The organism is Geodermatophilus maliterrae (genome assembly GCF_041018925.1).
Classification (GTDB): Bacteria; Actinomycetota; Actinomycetes; order Mycobacteriales; family Geodermatophilaceae; genus Geodermatophilus; species Geodermatophilus maliterrae.
Map to the genome: position 1 here is coordinate 33,076 of NZ_JBFNXQ010000026.1, position 20,231 is coordinate 53,306.

The following is a 20,231-nucleotide window of genomic DNA, read 5'->3' on the forward strand; positions in this document are numbered from 1 at the left end:
TGACCGTGACCGCCTCCGGGCTCCCGGCTCCCCCCGTTCCCCGTCCGGCGACCGAGTCGACGCGCTACCTGTGCGCTGCTGCGTACCTGGACGAGAAGTTCGCCGACGAGGTCGTCGAGCGGGTGCTGCACGAGCAGCACCGGGCGGTCGCACCCTCCTACGGGGTGGACCTCCACGCCGTCGTCCGGCACTGCATCGCGGCACGCCGCCGCAAGGTCGTGCGGTCCCTGGTCCTGACCGCGTTGCTGATCGTGGTCCTGCCCGCCTTCCTCTGGTGGGGGGTGCCGCTGCTGGGCTCGATCCTGCGAGTGCTCGTGCTCGCGTGGGCCGTCGTGTTCACCGGTCGCTGCCTCGACCGGTACGAAGTCCTCGCCGGCAGCCTGCTCAGGGACCGCTTCCGGGTGCGGGCGGCTCCTCGGGCGTCGTCCCGCACCGAGCGGCTGATCGGCGAGCTCGAGCGACACCAGCTCGCCAACGTGACCGTGTACAGCGGCTTCTCCCCGTTCGTGGGCTGCGGGCTCGACCGGGGCGGCTGGTCCTTCGTCGTCGACGTCCGCAAGGGCAAGGAGGGACCGGTGGGCGACTCGCAGGAGCCTGTCCCGTTCGAGGTGGACGAGCTGTACGCGGCACTGCTCGAGACCGTCCGTTCCCTGCACATACCGCGACTGCACGCCGAGGACCGGCTGTTCATGAACGGTCGCGACGTCCGCGGCCAGGAGTGGATCCTGCCGGACGCCTTCGCCCGGCCGCTGCCGTGGGTGGATCCCGCCGTGGTGCACCGGTACGTGCAGGCGCCCACCCACCGCGTTCGGCACTACCTCGCCGTGCAACTGGTCGACTGGCAGGGAGAGCTGGTGCTGTCCCTCTTCCTCCGCTTCAACAAGGTGGGGGGCAGCCTCTTCTGCGAGGGCAACTACTTCCTCCTGCCACCGGTCAAGGAGAAGTACCACGAGGTCGACGACGTCAACGCGGTCCCGGACGTCCGGGCGGTCCTCGTACAGATGGGCCTGGGCGCCCTCACGGCACCGTTCCTGCTCGTGGCGGCGCCGTTCCTCGTCCTGCAGCGGCTGTCCGGTCGCTGGATGTCGTGGCTGGAGGACCGGGCGACACGGCGCCTGATCCGGAACCGGCCGATGTTCGACTACGGCGCGCAGACCACCATCCGCCAGGCGGGCATGTCGCCGAACTATCGGCACTACTTCCAGAAGCTCGACGTGCTGATGTTCGAGAAGCTCATCCAGAAGCAGGTCTTCGAGTCCATCGTCGGCTTCCTGGACGCTCGCGGCATCGACACCAGCGAGCTGCGCGAGCGGCAGAACTCGGTGCTCAACAACGGCGTCATCATCACCGGCGGGGAGATCAACGCCCAGAGCCTCGCCGTCGGATCCGGTGCCCGCGCGATGGCCGGGCAGATGTTCAGATCGGCGGGCTCCGGAGCCCCGGGGGCGCCACCATCCACACCAGGGAGCAGATGATGGTCGAGGGACGCAACGAAGGGATCATCGTCCGTGGCGGAACCGTCAACGCCGGCGCGATGGCCGCCGGCAGCGGGGCCACGGCACACAACGTCGCGGCCGACCTGACGGCACGCGGGCAGGTCGACGTGGCTCGGCGCCTGGAGGAACTGGTGCGCCAGCTGGAGGCCCATGCCGACCAGGTGCCCGGAGCGGAGCAGGTGCGTGACGACGCGCAGACAGTGACCGAAGAGCTGGCGAAGGACCAGCCGGACAGGGGCAGGCTCGAGCGCATCCTGTCGCGCATCAGTGACTCGGTGGGGTCCGTGTCCAGCCTGACCCAGGCGACCAACGCCCTCCTCGATGCGATCCGGGCCTTCTGACGGACCACCGCCTCCAGGTGGCCCCGGTGATACGCGATCGGCGGCTGTCATGGATCTGACGGCGGTCGCGCTGCCGAGCTGAGCGGTGTCCGACCTCCCCGGGGTGGACGCAGCGAAGCTCTCGGCGCAGCAGGACCCACCGACCACCTGCTCCACGCCGAGGAGCCCCGCACCCGCGAAGACCGCGACGACCGCCGTCCTCGACCCGAGCCAGGATGGCGGCGACCGCGCCGCACCCACCGATCGGAGCCGCCTCTCGTCGGCCGGTGGCTCCGGCGAGCCGTGCGACGCGATGGGCACGATGACGCACGCCGGATGCGCGGAGCGCGAGATCACGTTCGACCTCGCGCAGCGGACGACGGCCCTGCTGCAGGCCGAGGGGATCACCGTTGTGCCGACGCGCACGGACAGCGCCGGGTCGGGCCGTGCGTCCAGTGGCCGTCGAGTGGGCCCCGTGGGGATCGAACCCACAACCCGCGGATTAAAAGTTCCCCCGAGACACTCTTCTGACCAGCGTCTTCTGCGTCGAACTCGCCTTCGACCAGCGCAAATACCGTTTGCTGTGATCGGCTGGCGATGGCCGAAAACGGCCCTTCTGTGGGCGCCGTGTGGGCGCGGTGTGGGCGCCGAGTACTTCGGAGGGCCTTCAGGTGGGTGCCCGTTCGAGTCGGGAGGGGAGCGGATATGGGGCATCCGCGGTTAGCGACCTCCCCAGAGGCGCCCGCACAGCCGACGGTGCACCGGTCGAGGTGTGCGGCGTTCACGACCACGCTTCTCGTCAGCCTCCACCACCACGCGCCGGTGGGATCGGCCCGGCAGTGCCGGCGCCGGAAGAGGGTCGAGTGTCGTGGCGTTGAGACCGGTGCCGGGCAAGGTGCCGATCGGGGTCACCGTTCGGGGCAGAAGTCGGCCGTGGTTGCCATCGATGCCGTGCCTGGCATACTGAGGACGTAGCCCACCTCCTACGGGTTGTGGGAAGTGACGCCGGGACCCCCGCCGGACGACGGGACCCGGCGTTCGCGCTGTCTGGGCAGGGTTGTCCCGACCGGACGCCCCGGCTCAGCGGAGGGCGACCTCGATTTCGGTCACCGTGTGTCGGATGATGCCGAGCCACTCGGGGTTGCCGAGCCGGGCGGCGCCGACCGCTCCGGCGACCGCATCGGGGATCCACAACATCGGCTCCTCCAGCGGCCGGGCGCTGCCCACCCGCAACGCCGGGGTGATCAGCTTCTTGCCGACCAGGTTCGCGACCTGCTCCCGGTCCTTGCGGATCAGGTTCTGGGTGCGGGCCTCCATGAGCACCCGCGACACCTGGTAGTCCCGTTCCAGGGTCGGCAACAGCGTCTCCATGCAGATGCGCCGGGCCCGTTCCTGCCGCCGGTTGGCCATCGGCACACCGACGACGACCACCGCGGTCACGCCCATCGCGCTGATGGCCGCAGCGATCTTCGTTCGCCGGGGAGCGGTCTCGTCGCGCCAGTGCAGCCGCCGCTGCCGCCCCTGCAGCAGTGCCCGCAAGGCGTCGCGGACCGGGCCGCAGCCGTCCGGGTCGGATACGACGCTGGCCAGGATGTAGCTGCCCCTGTCCTGGACAGGATCGACGTCCATGCGCTCGTCGACCCAGGCGTGCAGGGCCAACGGCTCACCGTCCATGGGGAGACGTTGTGTCACCGGCCGGATGTGCCACGGGAGCAGTCTGCCGATCGGTTCCGATAGCGTCGCGCCCTCAGGGTGGAGGGGGCCTCAAGACGGCAGCTGCCCCTCGAGGCATGAAGGGCGGGCCGCTCCGCCGGGGACTGACACGAGACCGAGCGACTCGGACCAGGTCGGCCAGCGCCGGGTGGTGGGCGTACCCGTCGATCAGGACGTTGTGGACGGTCACCCCGCCGGCGAAGCCCCCAGGCTGGACAGGGGCTCCCTCGTCGCTGATGGAAGATTGCGGTGCTACTGATCCACAACTTCGGCGCTACCGGCGGAGGTCTGTTGGGGACTCGGGGGCCGTGAGCCCGGAGGAGCGTCACCCGGAACGAGTTCCTCTCCGGTTCCGCCGCCGCCGAGGAGCGGTCCGTGGATCACCGTCGGTGGGGTCCACTGCCGTCGCGCTGAGCGGCGATCCAGACATGGAGGTCGTCGCGGCGGTAGAGGACGCGGCGGCCGAGGCGGAAGCTGTGCGGGCCGCTGCCGAGGTGCCGCCAGTACCGGAGGGTGGCCACGGGAGCGCGCAGCAGCTCCGCGGCCTCACCGATGGTGAGGAGGTCGGCTGGTTGGTCGGCGGTGGGGGCGGGCATGGCTGCCTCCTGGGCGGGTCGGGTGTCGTGGGCGATACGCCTGGAGAAGGCGCCGTTTCGGGCCGTTTGGTGACACCTCACCGCCAACTTCTCCGGCGGACCTCCGGTACGCCTCCTGTACTCCTCCGGTGCCTGCAGCCCGTGCTGGCCTGGGCCCACTGGACCGACCGCCCGCCAGCCGGCAGACCTCGGCCCTCGCCCCGGCCGGCAGCCGGGCGCCGGAACGCCATCCGGTCACCGCGGCACGCTCCGGTCCGGACCGCGCTGGGGGTCGAGGGCGCGCAGGTCCTCTGGGCGCGGAGGGCGCACGGCCCGGGTCGGTCCCGGCTGCGGCCCGGGCACTGTCGTCCGTGCGGCTCGGCGGTCGACGTCGTGGCGGGCACGCCAGGCGTCGTGCTCGCGGGCGAGCCGGTCGGCCGGCTGGGCGAGGAGGGCTGGCTCGGCGGTGAGCCCGGTGATGCGCACCCGGGCGTCGGTCAACTGCTGTCCAATGGCGGCGATGTCGCGCTCGAGGTCGGCCAGCCGCGCTCCGGGCTCGGGTGCCCAGGCGATCGGTCCGCAGGAGGCGAGCCGCTCGTCACGCCGGCGCCGGGCCTCGGCCAGCGCCCGCCGCGCGTCGTCGTGGGCGTGCCCGGCGGCGTCGGCGGCGGCGCGCAGCCCGGCGTGCCCGGGATGGTCCCGTTCCGCGCTGCGGCCAGCGGCGGTGTCGAACGCCCGCCACAGCGCGGGTCGGTCGTCGAACCAGCCGGCGACTTGGGCGAGCTCCGTCGCTTCGGTGGGCAGGTCGGGCAGGGGCGGACGCCACCGGCCAGCCCAGCTGGTCAGCTGCTCGGCGGCGCGGGCGACCGCGGTCCGCCGCAGGCCGAGGCGGCCCGGGCCGGCGAGCACGACCCTGGCAGCGGCGCGGGCGGCGTCGCGTTCGCCGTCCCATCGGGCCAGCAGGCTCTGGCGGATCCGGCCGGCTTCGGCCGCGATCGCCGCGCCGCTGGCCGCCGCCCGGTGTGTCGCCCGCTCGGCGGCGAGGGCCGTCTGCCCGACGTCGGCGTCGCGCCCGGTGAGTTCGGCGGCGTGGGCGGCCTCCAGCGCCGCAACCTGTCGCAGGGTGTCGCGCTGGCGCTGCCAGAAGGCCAGCCGGTCCAGGCAGTTCTGCTCCGCCGTCCACGCCTGGCGCAGCTCGGCGAGCACCTGGTTCAGCGGTCGAGGGGTGGCGTAGCGGGCGGCCTCGGCGGCGGCCTGTTGGGCGGCGTGGGCGGGACCGAGATCGGCGCGGTCGCGGGCGAACACCGCGATCCATTGCTCACGGGCGTCGGCGAGGTCGACCGCGACGAGGTGGGCGGTGTTCGCGCAGCGGCCGCGGGTCATCCCGACGTAGGCAGACGCCGCGCCGGTGTGCTCGCCGATGATCACGTGCGCGGTCGGGACGGTGTCGCCCTGCACGCCGTGCGCGGTGCTGGCGTTGGTCAGCTCCACGTGCTCGGTGACGTAGTCCGTCGGCAGCACCCGCTCCCCCACGGCGCCCGGGATGACCCCATCGCGACCAGGGTCGCCCGGGGTGACACGGCTGGGGGTGACGTGGTCCCGCGGCGCATCGGCCGGGGTGACAACCAGGTCGCCAGTGGTCCGGACGGAGATGACGGTCCAGGTGTCGCGGTTGGCCACGCCCAGGGTTCGGTCGTTGCGCCGGGTGGCGATCCGGTCCCCGGCGCCGATCCGCTCCCCCGCCCGGGTCGTCACCACGGCACGGTCGTCGACCCGGCCATCGGCGACCAATTGGTGCCGGATCGCGGCGTTAAGTGTGGCGGCCTGCTCGCGGGTGTCCACCACGATCCCTGTCTGCTCGCCCTGGCGGTGCTGCTCGGCGGCGAGGGCGGCCAACGCCTCGGACAGGGCCGCCTGATCGGGGTGCAGGCGAATCTGGCCGCGGGCGGCCAGCGCGTCGAACACCGCACCCGGATCGGTCCCGCCGCGCATGGCCAGGGTCAGCTCGGCGTAGCCGCTGTCCGGCACGGGCACCCCGTCGGTGGTGGCGGTAAACCGGTGCACCTCGGCCAGGGTCAGGTGGGCGGTCGGGTCGACGTGGCGGGCGGCGAGGTCGAGGACGCCGCCGCGCCCGACCGCGGCCAGCTGCCGCCGGTCGCCGAGCAGCGCCACCCGCACCTGGCACTCATCCGCGACCACCAGCAGGGCGCGGGCGGTGTCCTGGTCGAGCATGCCGGCCTCGTCCACCACCAGCACGTCCCCGGGCCGCAGCCGCGCGTTCTCCTCGGGTCCGCCGTAGCGCCGGCCGGTGACCGGGTCGACCTCACCGGGGGTCAACCTGGTCCAGGCGCCGTCGTCGGTCCAGCGCCAGCCGTGCTGGAAGGCCAGCCAGGCCGCCGACCCGGCCGCGGTGCCGACCTCGGCGGTGGCGACCCGGGCCGCCTTGAGCGTCGGGGTGACCACCAGCAGCCCGCGCCCCTGCTGCGCGAGGAGGCGGCGGATGGCGGCCAGCGTGGTGGTCTTGCCGACGCCGGCCGCGCCCTCCACCACGATAAGGGGTCGGTTCCCGGCGAGCGCGGCCGCGGTGGTGGTCTGACCGGGATCCAACAGCAGCTCCAGGTGGGCCACCCGCTCCGGCCGGAGGTCGGCATCTGCATCGCGGTGGCCGCCGCGGGCGGCGAGGCGGGCGGCCAGGTCAGCCTCGACCTCGAGCACCGCCGGAGAGGTCCAGGCCCGAACGTGCTCGGGTACCCCGTCGCGCTGCAGTAGCGGAAGGCAGCGGGCCAGGGCGCGGGCGGTGAGGTCCTCGGCCAGCTCGCTACGGACCGCGGTGCCGGCGACGATCCCGGCTCCGGCGATGAGCCGTTCGGCCTCGCCGCGGAGGTCGGCGGCGTTCCAGGCCGAGCGGCCGGCGGCGAGCCGGGTGAGGATCTGGTTGGCGGCGCGGTCGCGGTCCAGGGCGCCGACAGGGGTGGGGCTCAGCTGCACCGGGGTGTCCGGGTCGCTGTAGCCGAGGGCGGCCAGCTCGCCCACCCAGCGGGCGGTGAGGTCGGCACCGGGCTGGGGGGTGACCTTGTCTGGGCGGCCGTCGGCCCACGCGCGGGCGTCCCAGGTCCGCCGCAGCGCCGGCCCCGGGGATTCGCCGGGGTGCGCGGCGGTCCAGTCGCGTTCGTAGCGGTCCAGGTTGCGCCCGATCTGCGCCGCCCGGGCGCTGAACGGACCGACGTACTCGGCGAGCTCCAGTATTTCTCCGGTCTCATCGAGCGTGTAGCCGTGGGCGGCCAGCGCGGCGCGGAACTGGGGGTCGCAGGCGACCGCGGCGTGCCCGATTCCGTTAATGGCGGCGAGGAAGTCGCGGACGCCGACGGTGTGCAGTCCGCGCCACTTTCCGGCGGCGAACACTCTCGCGCTGATCTGCAGGTGCTGATGCCGGTGCGGATCTCCGGCGCGGGAGGTGTAGTGCCGCACCGTCACCGCCTCCAGGACCTCGAGCGGCACCTGCATCTGCCCGCCGCGCGGCCCGACCCGGGTGGTTGCATGAGCGGCGACCCAGCCGATGATCTCGGCGGCGGCGCGGTCTTGGGCGGCGTCGTACGCCGCGGCGACGTCCGGGTGCACCGCGGCGGCCAGCGACCAGGACTTCGGGCCGTTGACCACCACCTCGACGAACCGCACCGCGCGCTCGTCAGTGCGCAGCCGCCCCCTCGGGTCACCGGTCTCCGGGTCGCGGCCAGCCACCCAGACCTCGTAGGTCTCCCCCGTGAGCGACGCGAGCTCCTCCATGCGCCCGGCGCGGGCCACGAAGCGGCGGGCGATCCCGGCGCCCTCGGTGAGGTAGTAGTCATCGGCCCGGCCCCGGTCGGCCTCCAGATACGCCCGGGCGGCCGCCGGCGGGCCAGCGTAGACCTTCATTCCACCGCGCATTCCCAACGCCACCCAACAATGACCAACAGGTCACCCCTAGAAACGGCGATGGACCCCGCGAAGCGGGGCTCGGACTACCTCTATTGGTAGCATGCGTGCCGTTCTTCGGTGAAGACCTGAGCTTGCCTGTGAAAGGCTGGGGTGGCGGCCGCAAAGGCGCCTCAAGCGTCATGCCGTTGGTTGTTTGCGGCAATTGTCGACTGAGAACAGGTCACTTTCCAACGAGGTGCAGGTGCGGATGACGATCAGCTCCGGGTGCCTCGGCTCCCGTCACCGACCTCCTGCGACCCGGTGGCGTGGACTTTGGACGGCAGCCGGACGACGAGACTGCGACCGGCTCGCAGGGCGTCCCGGTTGTCCTCCCCGTGCGGGAAGGTTCACCGGGCGGGTTTTCCGGGACGGCGGCCGAGGGCACCCGCTCTGTCCTGCGGTGTTCCCGACCGGGGTTCCGCTTGCGAGACGACCGTGGCCAGTGTGGTGAACCTGTGCTCCTCGCGCCCCTGGCTGACGCATGTGGGAGAGGACCAGGACGCGGTGCTCGAGAAGGCGTTGGATTGGACGACTGGCCGCGTCGGCCTGCACTCGAGCGGGGCCGAACCGCCCCGGGATTGATGGAGGCCTTCAAGCCACGGAAGGGTGGAGCAGCGCCAGCACCGAAGAAGTACCGCGACGAGCTGCGTAAGCGGGCCGTGAGGGGGGTGTTCGAGATCCGCTAGCAGACCCAGCAGCGCAAGGCCTCGCCTGAGGGTGAACGGGACCTCTGTCCCTGGCAGCGGCCTGTGGGCGACGAGACAGTGGGCCGCCCACGGGGGACTCCATGAGGGGATTGCCATGTCTGTGGACGAGGCCGAGCTGAACAACCTGCTCGGGCGGTTGGTCGTCGATGTGGGGGCGAGCTTCCAGGCACTGGGTGCGGTCCTCGGGGACCGGCTCGGGCTCTACCGGGCTCTGCTGGCCGTGATGCCGGCCCTACCGGGCGACGTCGCCCGGGAAGCGGGCGTCGACGAGCGGTACGTGCGCGAGTGGCTGGCCGCGCAGGCCGCGGGCGGCTACGTCAGCTACGACCCGGAGAGCGAGCGGTTCTCCCTCACCGAGGAGCAGGCGTTCGTGCTCGCCGACCCCGACGGCATGCAGGCGGCCGCGGCCTTCCTCATCCCGCTCGGCGCGGGGCGCAACATCGACCGGATCGCCGAAGCCGTCCGCACGGGCGGGGGCTTTCCCTGGCACGCCCACGACCCGCAGGTCTTCGAGGGGACGGAGCGGTTCTTCCGGCCCGGCTACGTCGCGAACCTCGTCTCCTCGTGGATCCCGGCGCTGGACGGCGTGGAGGACAAGCTGCGTGCGGGCGCCCGGGTCGCCGACGTCGGCTGCGGCCACGGCGCCTCGACGTTGCTGCTGGCCGCGTCCTACCCCAGGTCCCAGGTCGTCGGCTTCGATTATCACGAACTGTCGGTGCGACAGGCACGCGAGCGCGCCGTCGACGGAGGGCTCGCCGACCGGGTCTCGTTCGAGGTGGCCAGCGCCGCGGGCTTCCCGGGCGAGGGCTACGACCTCGTGGCGGTCTTCGACGCGCTGCACGACATGCCAGACCCCCTCACGGCGGCACGGCACATCCGCGAGACCCTCGCCGAGGATGGCACCTTCCTGCTGGTCGAGCCGTACGCCAACGACCGGCTCGAGGACAACCTCAACCCGGTCGGACGGCTGTACTACGGGGCCTCCACCGTGGGGTGCGTGGCGCACTCGATGACCGAGGAACCCCGGACGGCGCTCGGTGCCCAGGCCGGGGAAGCGCGGCTCACCGACCTGCTCCACGACGCCGGGTTCGGCCGCGTCCGGCGGGCAGCTGAGACCCCCTTCAACATGGTGCTCGAGGCGCGCCCCTGATAAGCAATGGCGGTTTGCACGTGTCCCTGTAGGGGATGGGTTTATCGGAGCGGAGGAGGAATTGGGGCTACGTCAGCCGAGTGGACGTGACAGGACTCACTGCTAGCAATCTGCTTGCAACAGTTAGCACCCGGGGTTCTGGGGCATAGTGCAGACATGGCCAACAACAACAAGATTGTTAATCAGCTTCGCGCCCTTGTGCTCCTCACAAAGACCGAGGAGCAGGTCGCGCGGACCCGTATCTCGCAGGCCCGGACCGACGCCGTCCGCCGCGAGCTGACCCAGAACGCCGACAACGCCGGGGCGCGCACCATCGAGATCACCGAGGCGCTCCGTTCTCTCGGCGGTGTCCCCGACGTCGTCACCCCGGCCCTCGGCCGGCTCAGCGCCGTCCTCAAGGCCACCTTCGAGCAGGCGACCCCCCTTGAGGAGGCGCTGCTGAGCGACCTGTCGCTGGAGCACCAGCTGCTCGACCGCGCCACCTACGTCAAGGTCCTGGCCGAGCAGGCCGAGGCGACCCGGGTGCGCCGGCTGGCTGAGAAGCTCATCGGCGCCCACCAGGCCACCGTCGAGTGGCTGACCATCGTGCTCGCCGAGGAGGCCCTCGGTGGCCCCGCGGCGCTCGTCGCGACCCCCGTCCAGAAGGTCGCCGGAGGCGTGGCCCGCGCGGTCAACGCCCCGGCCCGTTTCTGGACGAACCGGGTCAACAACGCCGTCGAGACCGTCAAGCACGCCGGTGAGAAGACCTCCGACCGGGTCTCCGCCGTCACCGACCGGACGCAGCAGCTCACCGACGCCGTCCGCGAGACGCTCACCGCCGGCCGCAGTGCCTCGCTGCGTCGCGCCGAGCAGATCGCCCGCCGCGAGGGCAACAAGGACGCCGCCAAGGCCGCCCGGACCGCCCGCGAGGAGCTCGGTGACGTCTCCGCCGACGAGCTGCCGATCAAGAACTTCGACCAGCTCTCGGTCGGCGACGCCGTGAAGGCCATCAAGGACCTCAAGGAGTCGCACGACATCCGCGTGATCATCCGCTACGAGGAGACCCACAAGAGCCGGGCGAACGTGGTCAGCGCCGCGCAGACCCAGCTCGCCTCGCTCGCCAAGGAGGCCGTGGGCGTCGACGCCTGATCCCGCAGAACGCTCGGAGGGTCCACGTCCCGCTCGTCGGGGTGTGGGCCCTTCGTGCGTCCGCGTGCCCGTTCCGTAGGCCGTGCCCGGTCACGACCTCGTTGCAGGCGTCACCGGTGCGAGAGTTTGGCCCGGCGTCTCGGGCAGGGAAGGCTTCGACCATGAGCATCACCCCCGAGGCCCTGGCAGTGGAGGTCTCGCTTTCCACTGCCACCACCCGCTTGACTTGCTCAGTCGCCGCGACAACGGCAACACCGCCCTCAACACGGATCAGTGCCGACGAGCACGGTTGGGCATCGTCCCCCGACACCTCGCTGGACACCTACGAGGCGCTCGAGCTGCTCACCCTGGGCGAGAGGTGGTCTCCTGGAAGGCGCACGACAGCCAGCCGATTGGCATCCGCGCGGCCCTGCGCGGCGGCGCGAGCTGCGAGCAGATCGCCGAGGCCCTCGGCATCCCCCGAACTTTGCGAGAAGATGCTTCAACGAGGCCATCGCCGAGCGACTGGACGCCGCAGCCGCAGCCTGCGACCTGGCCGGCGCCCGCCCCGTCCGCTGACCGTCCCTACCTTCCCGACTCGCGTGCCCGGAGCACCGCCTCGACGCGGTCCCGGGCCTGCAGCGTGGGTCGGCCCTTGGTATCGCAAGAACACGGCGACCGGCACGACACCGGTCCGTCCGACGTAGCCGGCAGTAATGTCCGCAAGCGGATCCCGCAGGGACGCGATAGCGCCCTTCCAGCGACCCGCGGCAGCCGGCACGCTGATGGCCGGGGAGTGGTCGCCCGCCGTTGCGAAGGACGGCGGGGACGTGTCCATCGAGTCGACGCGCACCGCGGCGTTCAGGGTCTCACGGCCAGAGGCCGGCATGCCTTTGCTCTTGCTGGCCTCGGGCATGGCCACTGCCCGACCCGGCCTCCAGTCCGCACAAAGTCCGCAAGAGGTCCGTTTCGGCCGGTGGTGATCAACCACCGCCGATGCTATTCGTGCAGGTCAACGTCGGAGATTCGGAAGTCCGCGCAGGTCAGCAAGACCTTCCGAATTATGTTGGGGATCACCTCGTGCAGCCGCGACCGAGTCTTATCCAGGGTCCGACGAGGACTTCCCAACCTGAAAGCCCCGGTTGACCTGGCCGTACGCCGCTTAAGTCCCCGCGTCCACGACGGTGTCAACAGGTCGACACGGCGCCCACACCACACTGCAGCATCCGCTCGAGCAGGTCGGTGACCTCGGCATCGGTCAGCACCCAAGGGGAGCTCCCCCCGGGCGCAGAACATCCTCGCGGGCCCGTTGATCCAACTCCCTCGACCTCCCGCGCGACCGAGCGGACGCTGCTCCTGAGCAGGTGCGCGATACCCAGGGCGTCGTTGCCGCCCACGCTGACCACCACGTGCGTCGTGCCGGCCGGCAGGCCGCGCCCCTGGCGGGCGGTGCGCCCGTCTCCTCCCGCCCACGGCTAGGAGCGTCGCGGACCAGGGGGTTCCGGCCGCGCCCTGAACTGGACCACCGCATCCGGCTCGCCCGGGACGCAGGCCCCGATGACCAGCGCCGAGTCCCCGAGCAGGGCGACGTGACCGGCTGCGCTCGACCTGCGCGTGTCGAAGTCATGTGCGCCTCGCATCAGTGGGCCGCGGAACCGGGCCGCGGTGCCGCTGACCGCAGTAGTGTCGCGCGCCAGCGACGTGCGGGACCGAGGTGACGGCAGGTACTCCATGAGCGCGACCAGGGTCAGGATGCCGGGGCGTCGTGTCGCGGCAGCGGCCGGAGCACTCGGGATAGTACTGGCGGCGTGGACAGGGCAGGACGGCGGGGGAATCGGCGGTGGGGAGGTCGACGGCGGGGAAGAAGCCGCCGTGGTCGAGGAGGTGCTGACGCCGATCGTTGCGTCGGTCAGCACCGAACCGACACCCGTGACCGGCACAGACGGCCGGATGCACCTGGCATACGAGCTGCTGCTGATCAATGCCACGACGACGGAGGCGACCATCGACTCCGTCCAGGCGGTCGGCGGCGAGACCGATGAGGTGCTGGAGGAGTACGCCGGCGACGACCTGCTCTCCCATTCCCGTGTCGTCGGCGAGCAGGACACCGGGACGACGGTCGAGCTGCGGGGTGGACAGGCTGCCTTCGTCTGGCTCGACGTCACGGTGGGAAACCGCGAAGCGCTGCCGGAAGTGCTGCGTCACGAGATCGCGGTGACGTTCACCGAGGCACCCAATCCGTTGCTGCCCGCTCAGCTGACGGAGACCGTGGCCCAGACGCCTGTCAGCGACACCCCGGCGCCGGTCATCGCCTCGCCGCTGGACGGGTCGAACTGGTTGACCGGCAACGGCTGCTGCGCAGAGGTCAGCCCACATCGCGGTGCCGCCAATCCCATCAACGGGCAGTACTTCTTCGCCGAGCGCTTTGCCATCGACTGGGTCCAACTCGACGAGGACATGCAGATCTTCGACGGCGAGCCGACCGAGATGTCCAGCTACGCCTACTACGACGCACCCGTTCACGCCGTGGCTGACGGCACGATCGTGGCGGTGGTGGACCACATCCAGGATCAGCCGCCCGGCTCCAACCCGGCGCCCGGGACCCTGCAGGTCACCGAGTTCGGCGGCAACCACGTCGTGCAGCGCTTCGAGCAGAACGGGCACACCTACTACGCCTTCTACGCCCACCTTGCGCCAGGCAGCGCCAACGAGTACGTCGAGGTGGGCCAGGAGGTGGACGCCGGCGATCAGGTCGGCCGGCTGGGGAACTCGGGCAACACCGACTCCCCACACCTGCACTTCCACGTGATGGACAGTCACAATCCGCTCGCGAGCAACGGGCTGCCCTTCGTCCTCGAGTCCCAGAAACTGGTGGGGACCGCCGCCGGGGAGGACGCCCTGGAGGCCGCGCTTGAGGGTGAACCGCTGCAGCTGACGCCCGCGGGCCCCTCGGGTGAGAGGGAGGACCAGATGCCGCTGATGCTGGACGTCACCGACCTGCGGCCCGCGACGTGACCGTGAAGCCTCGGCCGCGCGTCCCTGCCCGCCTGGCGGCCATGCTCGCGATGTCGACACTCGCTCTGGCGGCCTGCACAGGTGCGAACGCGTCCGAGGACCGGGCCGATGAGGCCGGGCCCGGTGAAGTGCAGTCCCGGTCGGTGGACATCGGGGGCGGCCGAGAGCTCTTCCTCGAGTGCATGGGTGAGGGCGCCCCCACGGTCATCCTGGAGTCCGGGATCCACGACTCCAGCGAGTACTGGACTGTCAGCCAGTTGCTGACGCCGGCCGTCGGACCACCCGTGATGCAGGCTCTGGCCAAGACGAACCGCGTCTGCCGGTACGACCGTCCCGGCACGGTGGTACCCGGCGAGCCCCGAGCCATCACCGACCGGTCGACGCCCGTGCCCATGCCGCGCACGGCGGGCGACTCGGTGGCCGACCTGCACGCGCTGCTCCAGGCGGCCGAGGTGCCCGGCCCGTACGTCATCGTCGCGCACTCGTGGGGCGGGATGATCGGCCAGCTGTACGCACGGACCCATCCCGAGGAGGTGGCCGGCCTCGTCCTCGTCGACGCCTTCGCCCCCGCCCTGCGTGACCTGCTCGCCGACAAGTGGGAGGCCTACATCGAGGTGGTGAACGATCCGCCGGGCGAGACGCTCAGCGCGCAGGAGGACTACGAGAAGTTCGACATCGACGCCAGCGTGGACCAGGTCCTGGGGGCACCGCCGCTTCCCGACATCCCTCTGGTCGTGATGTCGAAGACCGCGCCGTTCCCCGACTTCCCCTCGGACGCCGGGATGACCACCGCCGACCTCGAGGCCGTCTGGCCCGTCGCGCAGGAGACCCTCGTGGACCTGCTCCCCAACACGCCGCACCAGATTGCCACGGGCAGCATCCATTACATCCAGGTCACTGAGCCCGACCTGGTCACCTCCGCCGCTCGCCTCGTCATGTCGCGCGCCGCCGGTACCCCCGACGGTTGACCGGACCGGAGCCGAGCACGCTTCTCGACGTAGTGGGCGTCATCGGCGCTGTTCGCATGAAGGCTGCACAGCCCGGGGATGCCGCGGTTGACCGCGATCAGCAGGTCGAGCGGTTCGACATGTCGATCCGCCCCCGAAATCCGGCGAGGGTGTCGCCGCAACACCTGCGCCTTTCCCGACCAGCGACAGTTCATGGCCGGTCCGGCGGACGACACCGAAAGGTTGGCGTCCGGCGAGCACCCGTCCTCGGACACCGTGCCACTCCGCCGGATCCTCGGGAGCTCGTGCGCCGTGCCGTCCGGCGCGGACGGTCCCGGGCATGCACCTGACCGAAGGCTTCCGGTGTGCTCCCGCACCCGCCGCGGCAGCGCCACCTACGCTGTCCTCGCCGCCGCCGACCCTGCGGTGGCCCGCGCGGATCCGGCTGGACGAGGTTGCCGGGTACACCGCCTTCGCCGCGGTGGGCCTGGTTCCACTGGCCGCCTTCGGCGGATTCCTGTGAGCCGGGGGCCTAGACAAGTCCGCCGGCCGCGCCGACGACCCGGCGCGGGTGACTGCCGCAGCATCCTATAGCTGGGCGGAGTTCTGGGTGCTCCTCGGCCTCGCCGCAGCGGCGGCGGCGGTGTTGCTGGCTGTCCTGGCACTGGCGATGAACCACATCGCACGGCAGGTCGAGCGGGGGGTGGACCCGAAGACGCGCGTGCGGGTGGCCAACCACCTCCTGACCACCTACCAGCTGCACGTCGATCCGGAGATGCTCCCGATGATCCTCGGCCGGCGAGCAACGCTTCCGGTCACCGCCGCCGGTGCCCCCCGGACGGCTCGGATGGGCCCGCAGGTCACGCCATCTCAGTCCGCACACAGTCCGCAGAGTCCGCAGAAAGTCCGCAACTCAGCCAGCATCGGTCGTCGTCGGCCAACAACGCCCAATCATGAAGCACAACCTCGTCGCCCGCCGGATCGAGGAGGAGTACCTCGAGTTCGCCCGCGTCAGCGGGTTCCTCACGATGGTCTACAACCCCCTCGGTGGAGGCCTGCTCACCGGGAAGCACTCGTTCACCGCTGCCGGCACCGGCCGCTTCGGCGACTCACAGCTCGCCCGGATGTACCGCGACCGCTACTGGACCCCGGAACTCTTCGCGGCCATCGAGCGGCTTGCCAAGATCGCCGACGACGCCAGTGTGGCCCTGCCTGAACTGTCCCTGCGCTGGCTGCTGAGCTCGCCCGACGTCGGTGCGGTTCTGCTCGGTGGCTCGCGGGTCGAGCAGTTGCAGCAGAACATCGCCGCGGCCGCAGCGGGGCCCCTCCCGGTGGACGTCGTCGCCGCCTGCAATGAAGTCGGGACCTCGCTGCGCGGCCCGATGCCTGCCTACAACCGTTGACCTCCTGATCTGGCTCCCATGATCCGCCGGACACGTCCTATCGCCGCGTCGTATAACGCCTGCCATGGGGCCCAGGCACCACGCCGAACACACTGGTGGTCCGTCCGGAGCTCACCTCCAGTGGCAGGCAGCAGGTCGTGCCCGGGCGGGATCAGCGCACAACCAGCAGGAGGTCTCCACCTTCGACCTGCTGAACCGCGCCGATGGCGGCGCGATTGACGGTGCCGGCGACCGGGGCGGTGATCGCGGCCTCCATCTTCATCGCCTCGATCGTGGCGACCGCCTGGCCGGACTCCACCGGGTCGCCCTCCTTCACCTGGAGGGTGACCACGCCGGCGAAGGGTGCGGCGACCTGGCCGGGGTCGCTGCGGTCGGCCTTCTCGGCGGCCTTGACCTGGGCGTCGACGGAGCGGTCGCGCACCGACACCGGGCGCAGCTGCCCGTTGAGGCTGCACATGACGGTGCGCATGCCCCGCTCGTCGGGGTCGGACACGGCCTCGACGCCGATCAGCAATTGCACGCCCGGCTCGAGATCGACGGGGTGCTCGACACCGGAGCGCAGGCCGTAGAGGAACTCCTTGGTCGGCAGCACCGAGACGTCGCCGTAGGCGTCGACGTGGGCCTCGTACTCGCGCGTGGGTCCGGGGAACAGCAGCCGGTTGAGCGTCTCCCGCGGCTGCTGCGCGAGGCCCAGGACGTCGTCGTCGGAGAGCTCGGCCGGCGGCTCGGCGGGACGCCGGCCCTCCAGCGCGCGGCTGCGGAACGGCTCGGGCCAGCCGCCGGGCGGGTCGCCGAGTTCGCCGCGCAGGAACCCGATGACCGAGTCGGGCAGGTCGTACGTGCTCGGCTCGGCGGCGAAGTCGTCGACCGAGACGCCGGAGCCGACCAGCTGCAGCGCCAGGTCGCCGACCACCTTCGACGACGGCGTCACCTTGACCAGCCGGCCCAGCAGGCGGTCGGCGGCGGCGTAGGCGTCCTCGACCTCCTCGAACCGCTGCCCCAGCCCCAGCGCGATCGCCTGCTGGCGCAGGTTGGACAGCTGCCCGCCGGGGATCTCGTGCCGGTACACCCGCCCGGTCGGGGCGGCCAGCCCGGACTCGAACGGCGCGTACACCCGCCGGACGGCCTCCCAGTAGGGCTCCAGGTCGTTGACCGCGGCCAGGTCCAGGCCGGTGGCCCGCTCGGTGGCGTCGGTGGCGGCCACGATCGCCGACAGCGGCGGCTGGCTGGTGGTGCCGGCCATGGAGGCGACCGCGCCGTCGACGGCGTCCACGCCGGCCGACCAGGCCGCCAGCAGGGTGGCCAGCTGGCCGCCGGCGGTGTCGTGGGTGTGCAGGTGCACGGGGAGGTCGAAGCGCTCGCGCAGCGCGGTCACCAGCCGGGCGGCCGCGGGCGGGCGGAGCAGGCCGGCCATGTCCTTGATCGCCAGGATGTGGGCGCCGGCGTCGGCGATCTGCTCGGCGAGGCGGAGGTAGTAGTCGAGGGTGTAGAGCGTCTCCCCGGGGTCGGACAGGTCGCCGGTGTAGCACAGCGCCACCTCGGCCAGCGCCGTCCCGGTCTCCCGGACGGCGTCGATGGCCGGGCGCATCTGGGTGACGTCGTTGAGCGCGTCAAACACCCGGAACACGTCGATGCCAGTGCGCGCGGCCTCCTCGACGAACGTCGTCGTGACCTGCGCGGGGTAGGGGGTGTAACCGACGGTGTTGCGCCCCCGCAGGAGCATCTGCAGGCAGAGGTTGGGCACCGCCTCGCGCAGCGCGGCCAGCCGGTCCCAGGGGTCCTCGTGCAGGAAGCGCAGCGCGACGTCGTAGGTGGCCCCGCCCCAGCACTCGAGGCTGAACAGCTGCGAGACCGTCCGCGCCAGGGCGGGAGCGACGGCGAGCAGGTCGCGGGTGCGGACCCGGGTGGCCAGCAGCGACTGGTGCGCGTCGCGGAAGGTGGTGTCGGTGACCGCCAGCGCCGCCTGCGCCCGCAGCTGGGCGGCGAACCGCTCGGGCCCCAGCTCCTGAAGCCGGTCCCGGGAGCCCGCCGGCGGGGGGACGGTGAGGTCGACGGCCGGCAGCTTGCTGACCGGGTCGACCAGGTGCGGCCGCTCCCCGTGCGGCCGGTTCACCGTCACGTCGGCCAGGTAGGTGAGCAGCCGGGTGCCTCGGTCGGCCGACGAGCGCGCCGTGAGCAGCTCGGGCCGTTCCTCGATGAAGGACGTGGTGACCCGCCCGGCGGCGAAGTCCGGATCGTCGAGCACCGCGGCCAGGAACGGGATGTTGGTGGCCACCCCGCGGATCCGGAACTCCGCCACCGCGCGCCGCGCCCGGGCCACCGCGATGTCGAAGGTGCGCCCCCGGCAGGTCAGCTTCACCAGCAGCGAGTCGAAGTGCGCCTCCACCTCGGCACCCAGCGAGGCGCCGCCGTCCAGCCGAATGCCGGCGCCGCCGGGCGAGCGGTAGGCGGTGATCCGGCCGGTGTCGGGACGGAAGCCGTTGGCCGGGTCCTCGGTGGTGATCCGGCACTGCAGCGCCGCCCCCCGCAGCACGATCGACTCCTGGGACAGGCCGAGGTCCTCGAAGGTCTCGCCCGCCGCGATCCGCAGCTGCGACTGCACCAGGTCGACGTCGGTGACCTCCTCGGTGACCGTGTGCTCGACCTGGATGCGCGGGTTCATCTCGATGAACACGTGCCGGCCCTCGCGGTCGAGCAGGAACTCCACCGTGCCGGCGTTGACGTAGCCGATGGCCTTGGCGAAGGCGACCGCGTCGGCGCAGATCCGCTCCCGCAGCGCCGGGTTCAGGTTCGGCGCCGGGGCCAGCTCCACCACCTTCTGGTGGCGGCGCTGCACCGAGCAGTCCCGCTCGAAGAGGTGCACGACGTTCCCGGCGCCGTCGGCCAGGATCTGCACCTCGATGTGCTGCGGCTCCACCACGGCCTGCTCGACGAAGACGGTCGCGTCGCCGAACGCGGCCTCCGCCTCGCGCATCGCCGCCTGCACCGCGGCGGGCAGCTCCGCGGGGTCCGCCACCCGCCGCATGCCGCGCCCGCCGCCACCGGCGACGGCCTTGACGAACACCGGGAACGGCATGTCGGCGGTGGAGGCCAGGACGGTGTCCAGGTCGTCGCTCGGGGCGGTCGAAGCGAGCACCGGCAGGCCGGCGTCCCGCGCCGCGGCGATCGCCCGCGCCTTGTTGCCGGTCAGCTCCAGCACCGACGCCGGCGGGCCCACGAAGGTGATCCCCTCTCGCTCGCAGGCCGCTGCGAGGTCCGGGTTCTCCGACAGGAACCCGTACCCGGGATACACCGCATCTGCCCCCGCCCGCCGGGCCGCGCCGACCACCTCATCCACCGACAGGTAGGCCCGGACCGGATGGCCCACCTCGCCGATCTGGTAGCTCTCGTCGGCCTTGAGCCGGTGCACCGAGTTGCGGTCCTCCCACGGGAAGACGGCCACCGTCTGAGCCCCCAGCTCGTACGCCGCGCGGAACGCCCGCACCGCGATCTCACCCCGGTTGGCCACCAGGACCTTGGCGAACATGTCTAACCCCCACAGTTGTCGTCGTTCGTCGTCGCGCCGCTACGGTGCGACGACGGGACAGTGCTGAATCAAGCTGGTGTGCCGACGAGAGACGGCCGACGGTCACCTCAGGAGGTCCCCTTCCGAGGCACGGTCGGCGAGCTCGGGCCGCTACCCCGCGGGGGCGGGAGAGCGGCCCGAGCCGCGGCGGGTCAGTGGATGTGCGAGCCGCCGTTGACGTCGTAGGTGACGCCGGTGACGTAGCCGGTCTCCTCCCGGCACAGGTAGGTGATCAGGTCGGCGACGTCGTTGACGTTGCCGTTGCGCCCCACGGGGATC

At 71.8% G+C, this 20,231-nt stretch carries 13 protein-coding genes; 8 read left to right on the forward strand and 5 right to left on the reverse strand.

Features of this window, described 5'->3' with window-relative positions; all coding sequences use genetic code 11:
* Nucleotides 1-5 precede the first annotated feature (5 nt).
* Complete coding sequence (locus ABQ292_RS10370; protein ID WP_369205943.1) at nucleotides 6-1,475, forward strand: AbeC-like domain-containing protein; 1,470 nt, start codon at nucleotides 6-8, stop codon at nucleotides 1,473-1,475.
* The gene (locus tag ABQ292_RS10375; RefSeq protein WP_369205945.1) at nucleotides 1,472-1,837 is read left to right on the forward strand and encodes a DUF5955 family protein; all 366 of its coding nucleotides are present in this window, start codon (nucleotides 1,472-1,474) and stop codon (nucleotides 1,835-1,837) included. The genes ABQ292_RS10370 and ABQ292_RS10375 overlap by 4 nt, the downstream gene beginning before the upstream one ends.
* Before the next feature lie 1,059 nt (nucleotides 1,838-2,896).
* On the opposite strand, the gene ABQ292_RS10380 is transcribed toward ABQ292_RS10375, so the two are convergent.
* The 3 genes from ABQ292_RS10380 to mobF all read right to left on the reverse strand — a co-directional run bounded on the left by ABQ292_RS10380 (nucleotide 2,897) and on the right by mobF (nucleotide 8,016).
* Complete coding sequence (locus ABQ292_RS10380) at nucleotides 2,897-3,490, reverse strand: hypothetical protein (RefSeq protein WP_369205947.1); 594 nt, start codon at nucleotides 3,488-3,490, stop codon at nucleotides 2,897-2,899.
* Nucleotides 3,491-3,909: 419 nt separating this feature from the next.
* The gene (locus tag ABQ292_RS10385) at nucleotides 3,910-4,125 is read right to left on the reverse strand and encodes a helix-turn-helix domain-containing protein (RefSeq protein ID WP_369205949.1); all 216 of its coding nucleotides are present in this window, start codon (nucleotides 4,123-4,125) and stop codon (nucleotides 3,910-3,912) included.
* Nucleotides 4,126-4,359: 234 nt separating this feature from the next.
* Nucleotides 4,360-8,016 carry a MobF family relaxase gene (gene mobF / locus ABQ292_RS10390; RefSeq protein WP_369205951.1) on the reverse strand — a complete coding sequence of 1,219 codons (3,657 nt, stop codon included), beginning with the start codon at nucleotides 8,014-8,016 and terminating at the stop codon, nucleotides 4,360-4,362.
* A gap of 843 nt (nucleotides 8,017-8,859) precedes the next feature.
* Between mobF and ABQ292_RS10395 the strand changes: the two genes are divergently transcribed.
* The 6 genes from ABQ292_RS10395 (at nucleotide 8,860) to ABQ292_RS10420 (ending at nucleotide 16,387) form a co-directional block, all read left to right on the forward strand.
* Nucleotides 8,860-9,915 (forward strand): class I SAM-dependent methyltransferase, encoded by a 1,056-nt coding sequence (locus ABQ292_RS10395; protein WP_369205953.1) that lies wholly within the window; start codon nucleotides 8,860-8,862, stop codon nucleotides 9,913-9,915.
* 156 nt (nucleotides 9,916-10,071) lie between these two features.
* A complete protein-coding gene (locus ABQ292_RS10400) occupies nucleotides 10,072-11,043 on the forward strand; it encodes a ferritin-like domain-containing protein (RefSeq protein ID WP_369205955.1) in 972 nt (323 codons plus the stop codon).
* A 1,710-nt stretch (nucleotides 11,044-12,753) separates the two neighbouring features.
* Entirely contained in the window at nucleotides 12,754-14,037 is a 1,284-nt protein-coding gene (locus ABQ292_RS10405) for a M23 family metallopeptidase (RefSeq protein WP_369205957.1), read from the forward strand.
* 143 nt (nucleotides 14,038-14,180) lie between these two features.
* The gene (locus tag ABQ292_RS10410; RefSeq protein WP_369205959.1) at nucleotides 14,181-15,005 is read left to right on the forward strand and encodes an alpha/beta fold hydrolase; all 825 of its coding nucleotides are present in this window, start codon (nucleotides 14,181-14,183) and stop codon (nucleotides 15,003-15,005) included.
* A gap of 319 nt (nucleotides 15,006-15,324) precedes the next feature.
* The gene (locus ABQ292_RS10415) at nucleotides 15,325-15,507 is read left to right on the forward strand and encodes a hypothetical protein (RefSeq protein ID WP_369205961.1); all 183 of its coding nucleotides are present in this window, start codon (nucleotides 15,325-15,327) and stop codon (nucleotides 15,505-15,507) included.
* A gap of 430 nt (nucleotides 15,508-15,937) precedes the next feature.
* A complete protein-coding gene (locus ABQ292_RS10420; RefSeq protein WP_369205963.1) occupies nucleotides 15,938-16,387 on the forward strand; it encodes an aldo/keto reductase in 450 nt (149 codons plus the stop codon).
* 151 nt (nucleotides 16,388-16,538) lie between these two features.
* On the opposite strand, the gene ABQ292_RS10425 is transcribed toward ABQ292_RS10420, so the two are convergent.
* Nucleotides 16,539-19,913, reverse strand: coding sequence for a pyruvate carboxylase (locus ABQ292_RS10425; protein ID WP_369205965.1), 3,375 nt, complete (start codon nucleotides 19,911-19,913; stop codon nucleotides 16,539-16,541).
* A 191-nt stretch (nucleotides 19,914-20,104) separates the two neighbouring features.
* Complete coding sequence (locus tag ABQ292_RS10430) at nucleotides 20,105-20,224, reverse strand: SDR family oxidoreductase (protein WP_369205967.1); 120 nt, start codon at nucleotides 20,222-20,224, stop codon at nucleotides 20,105-20,107.
* Nucleotides 20,225-20,231 lie beyond the last annotated feature (7 nt).

Excerpts from the sequence above, each read along its gene's own strand:
- ABQ292_RS10425 (WP_369205965.1), bottom strand. The coding sequence starts at position 19,913 with ATGTTCGCCAAGGTCCTGGTGGCCAACCGGGGTGAGATCGCGGTGCGG.
- mobF (WP_369205951.1), bottom strand. The coding sequence starts at position 8,016 with ATGAAGGTCTACGCTGGCCCGCCGGCGGCCGCCCGGGCGTATCTGGAG.
- ABQ292_RS10400 (WP_369205955.1), top strand. The coding sequence starts at position 10,072 with ATGGCCAACAACAACAAGATTGTTAATCAGCTTCGCGCCCTTGTGCTC.
- ABQ292_RS10375 (WP_369205945.1), top strand. The coding sequence starts at position 1,472 with ATGATGGTCGAGGGACGCAACGAAGGGATCATCGTCCGTGGCGGAACC.
- ABQ292_RS10420 (WP_369205963.1), top strand. The coding sequence starts at position 15,938 with ATGAAGCACAACCTCGTCGCCCGCCGGATCGAGGAGGAGTACCTCGAG.
- ABQ292_RS10385 (WP_369205949.1), bottom strand. The coding sequence starts at position 4,125 with ATGCCCGCCCCCACCGCCGACCAACCAGCCGACCTCCTCACCATCGGT.
- ABQ292_RS10395 (WP_369205953.1), top strand. The coding sequence starts at position 8,860 with ATGTCTGTGGACGAGGCCGAGCTGAACAACCTGCTCGGGCGGTTGGTC.
- ABQ292_RS10380 (WP_369205947.1), bottom strand. The coding sequence starts at position 3,490 with ATGGACGGTGAGCCGTTGGCCCTGCACGCCTGGGTCGACGAGCGCATG.
- ABQ292_RS10405 (WP_369205957.1), top strand. The coding sequence starts at position 12,754 with ATGAGCGCGACCAGGGTCAGGATGCCGGGGCGTCGTGTCGCGGCAGCG.
- ABQ292_RS10415 (WP_369205961.1), top strand. The coding sequence starts at position 15,325 with ATGCACCTGACCGAAGGCTTCCGGTGTGCTCCCGCACCCGCCGCGGCA.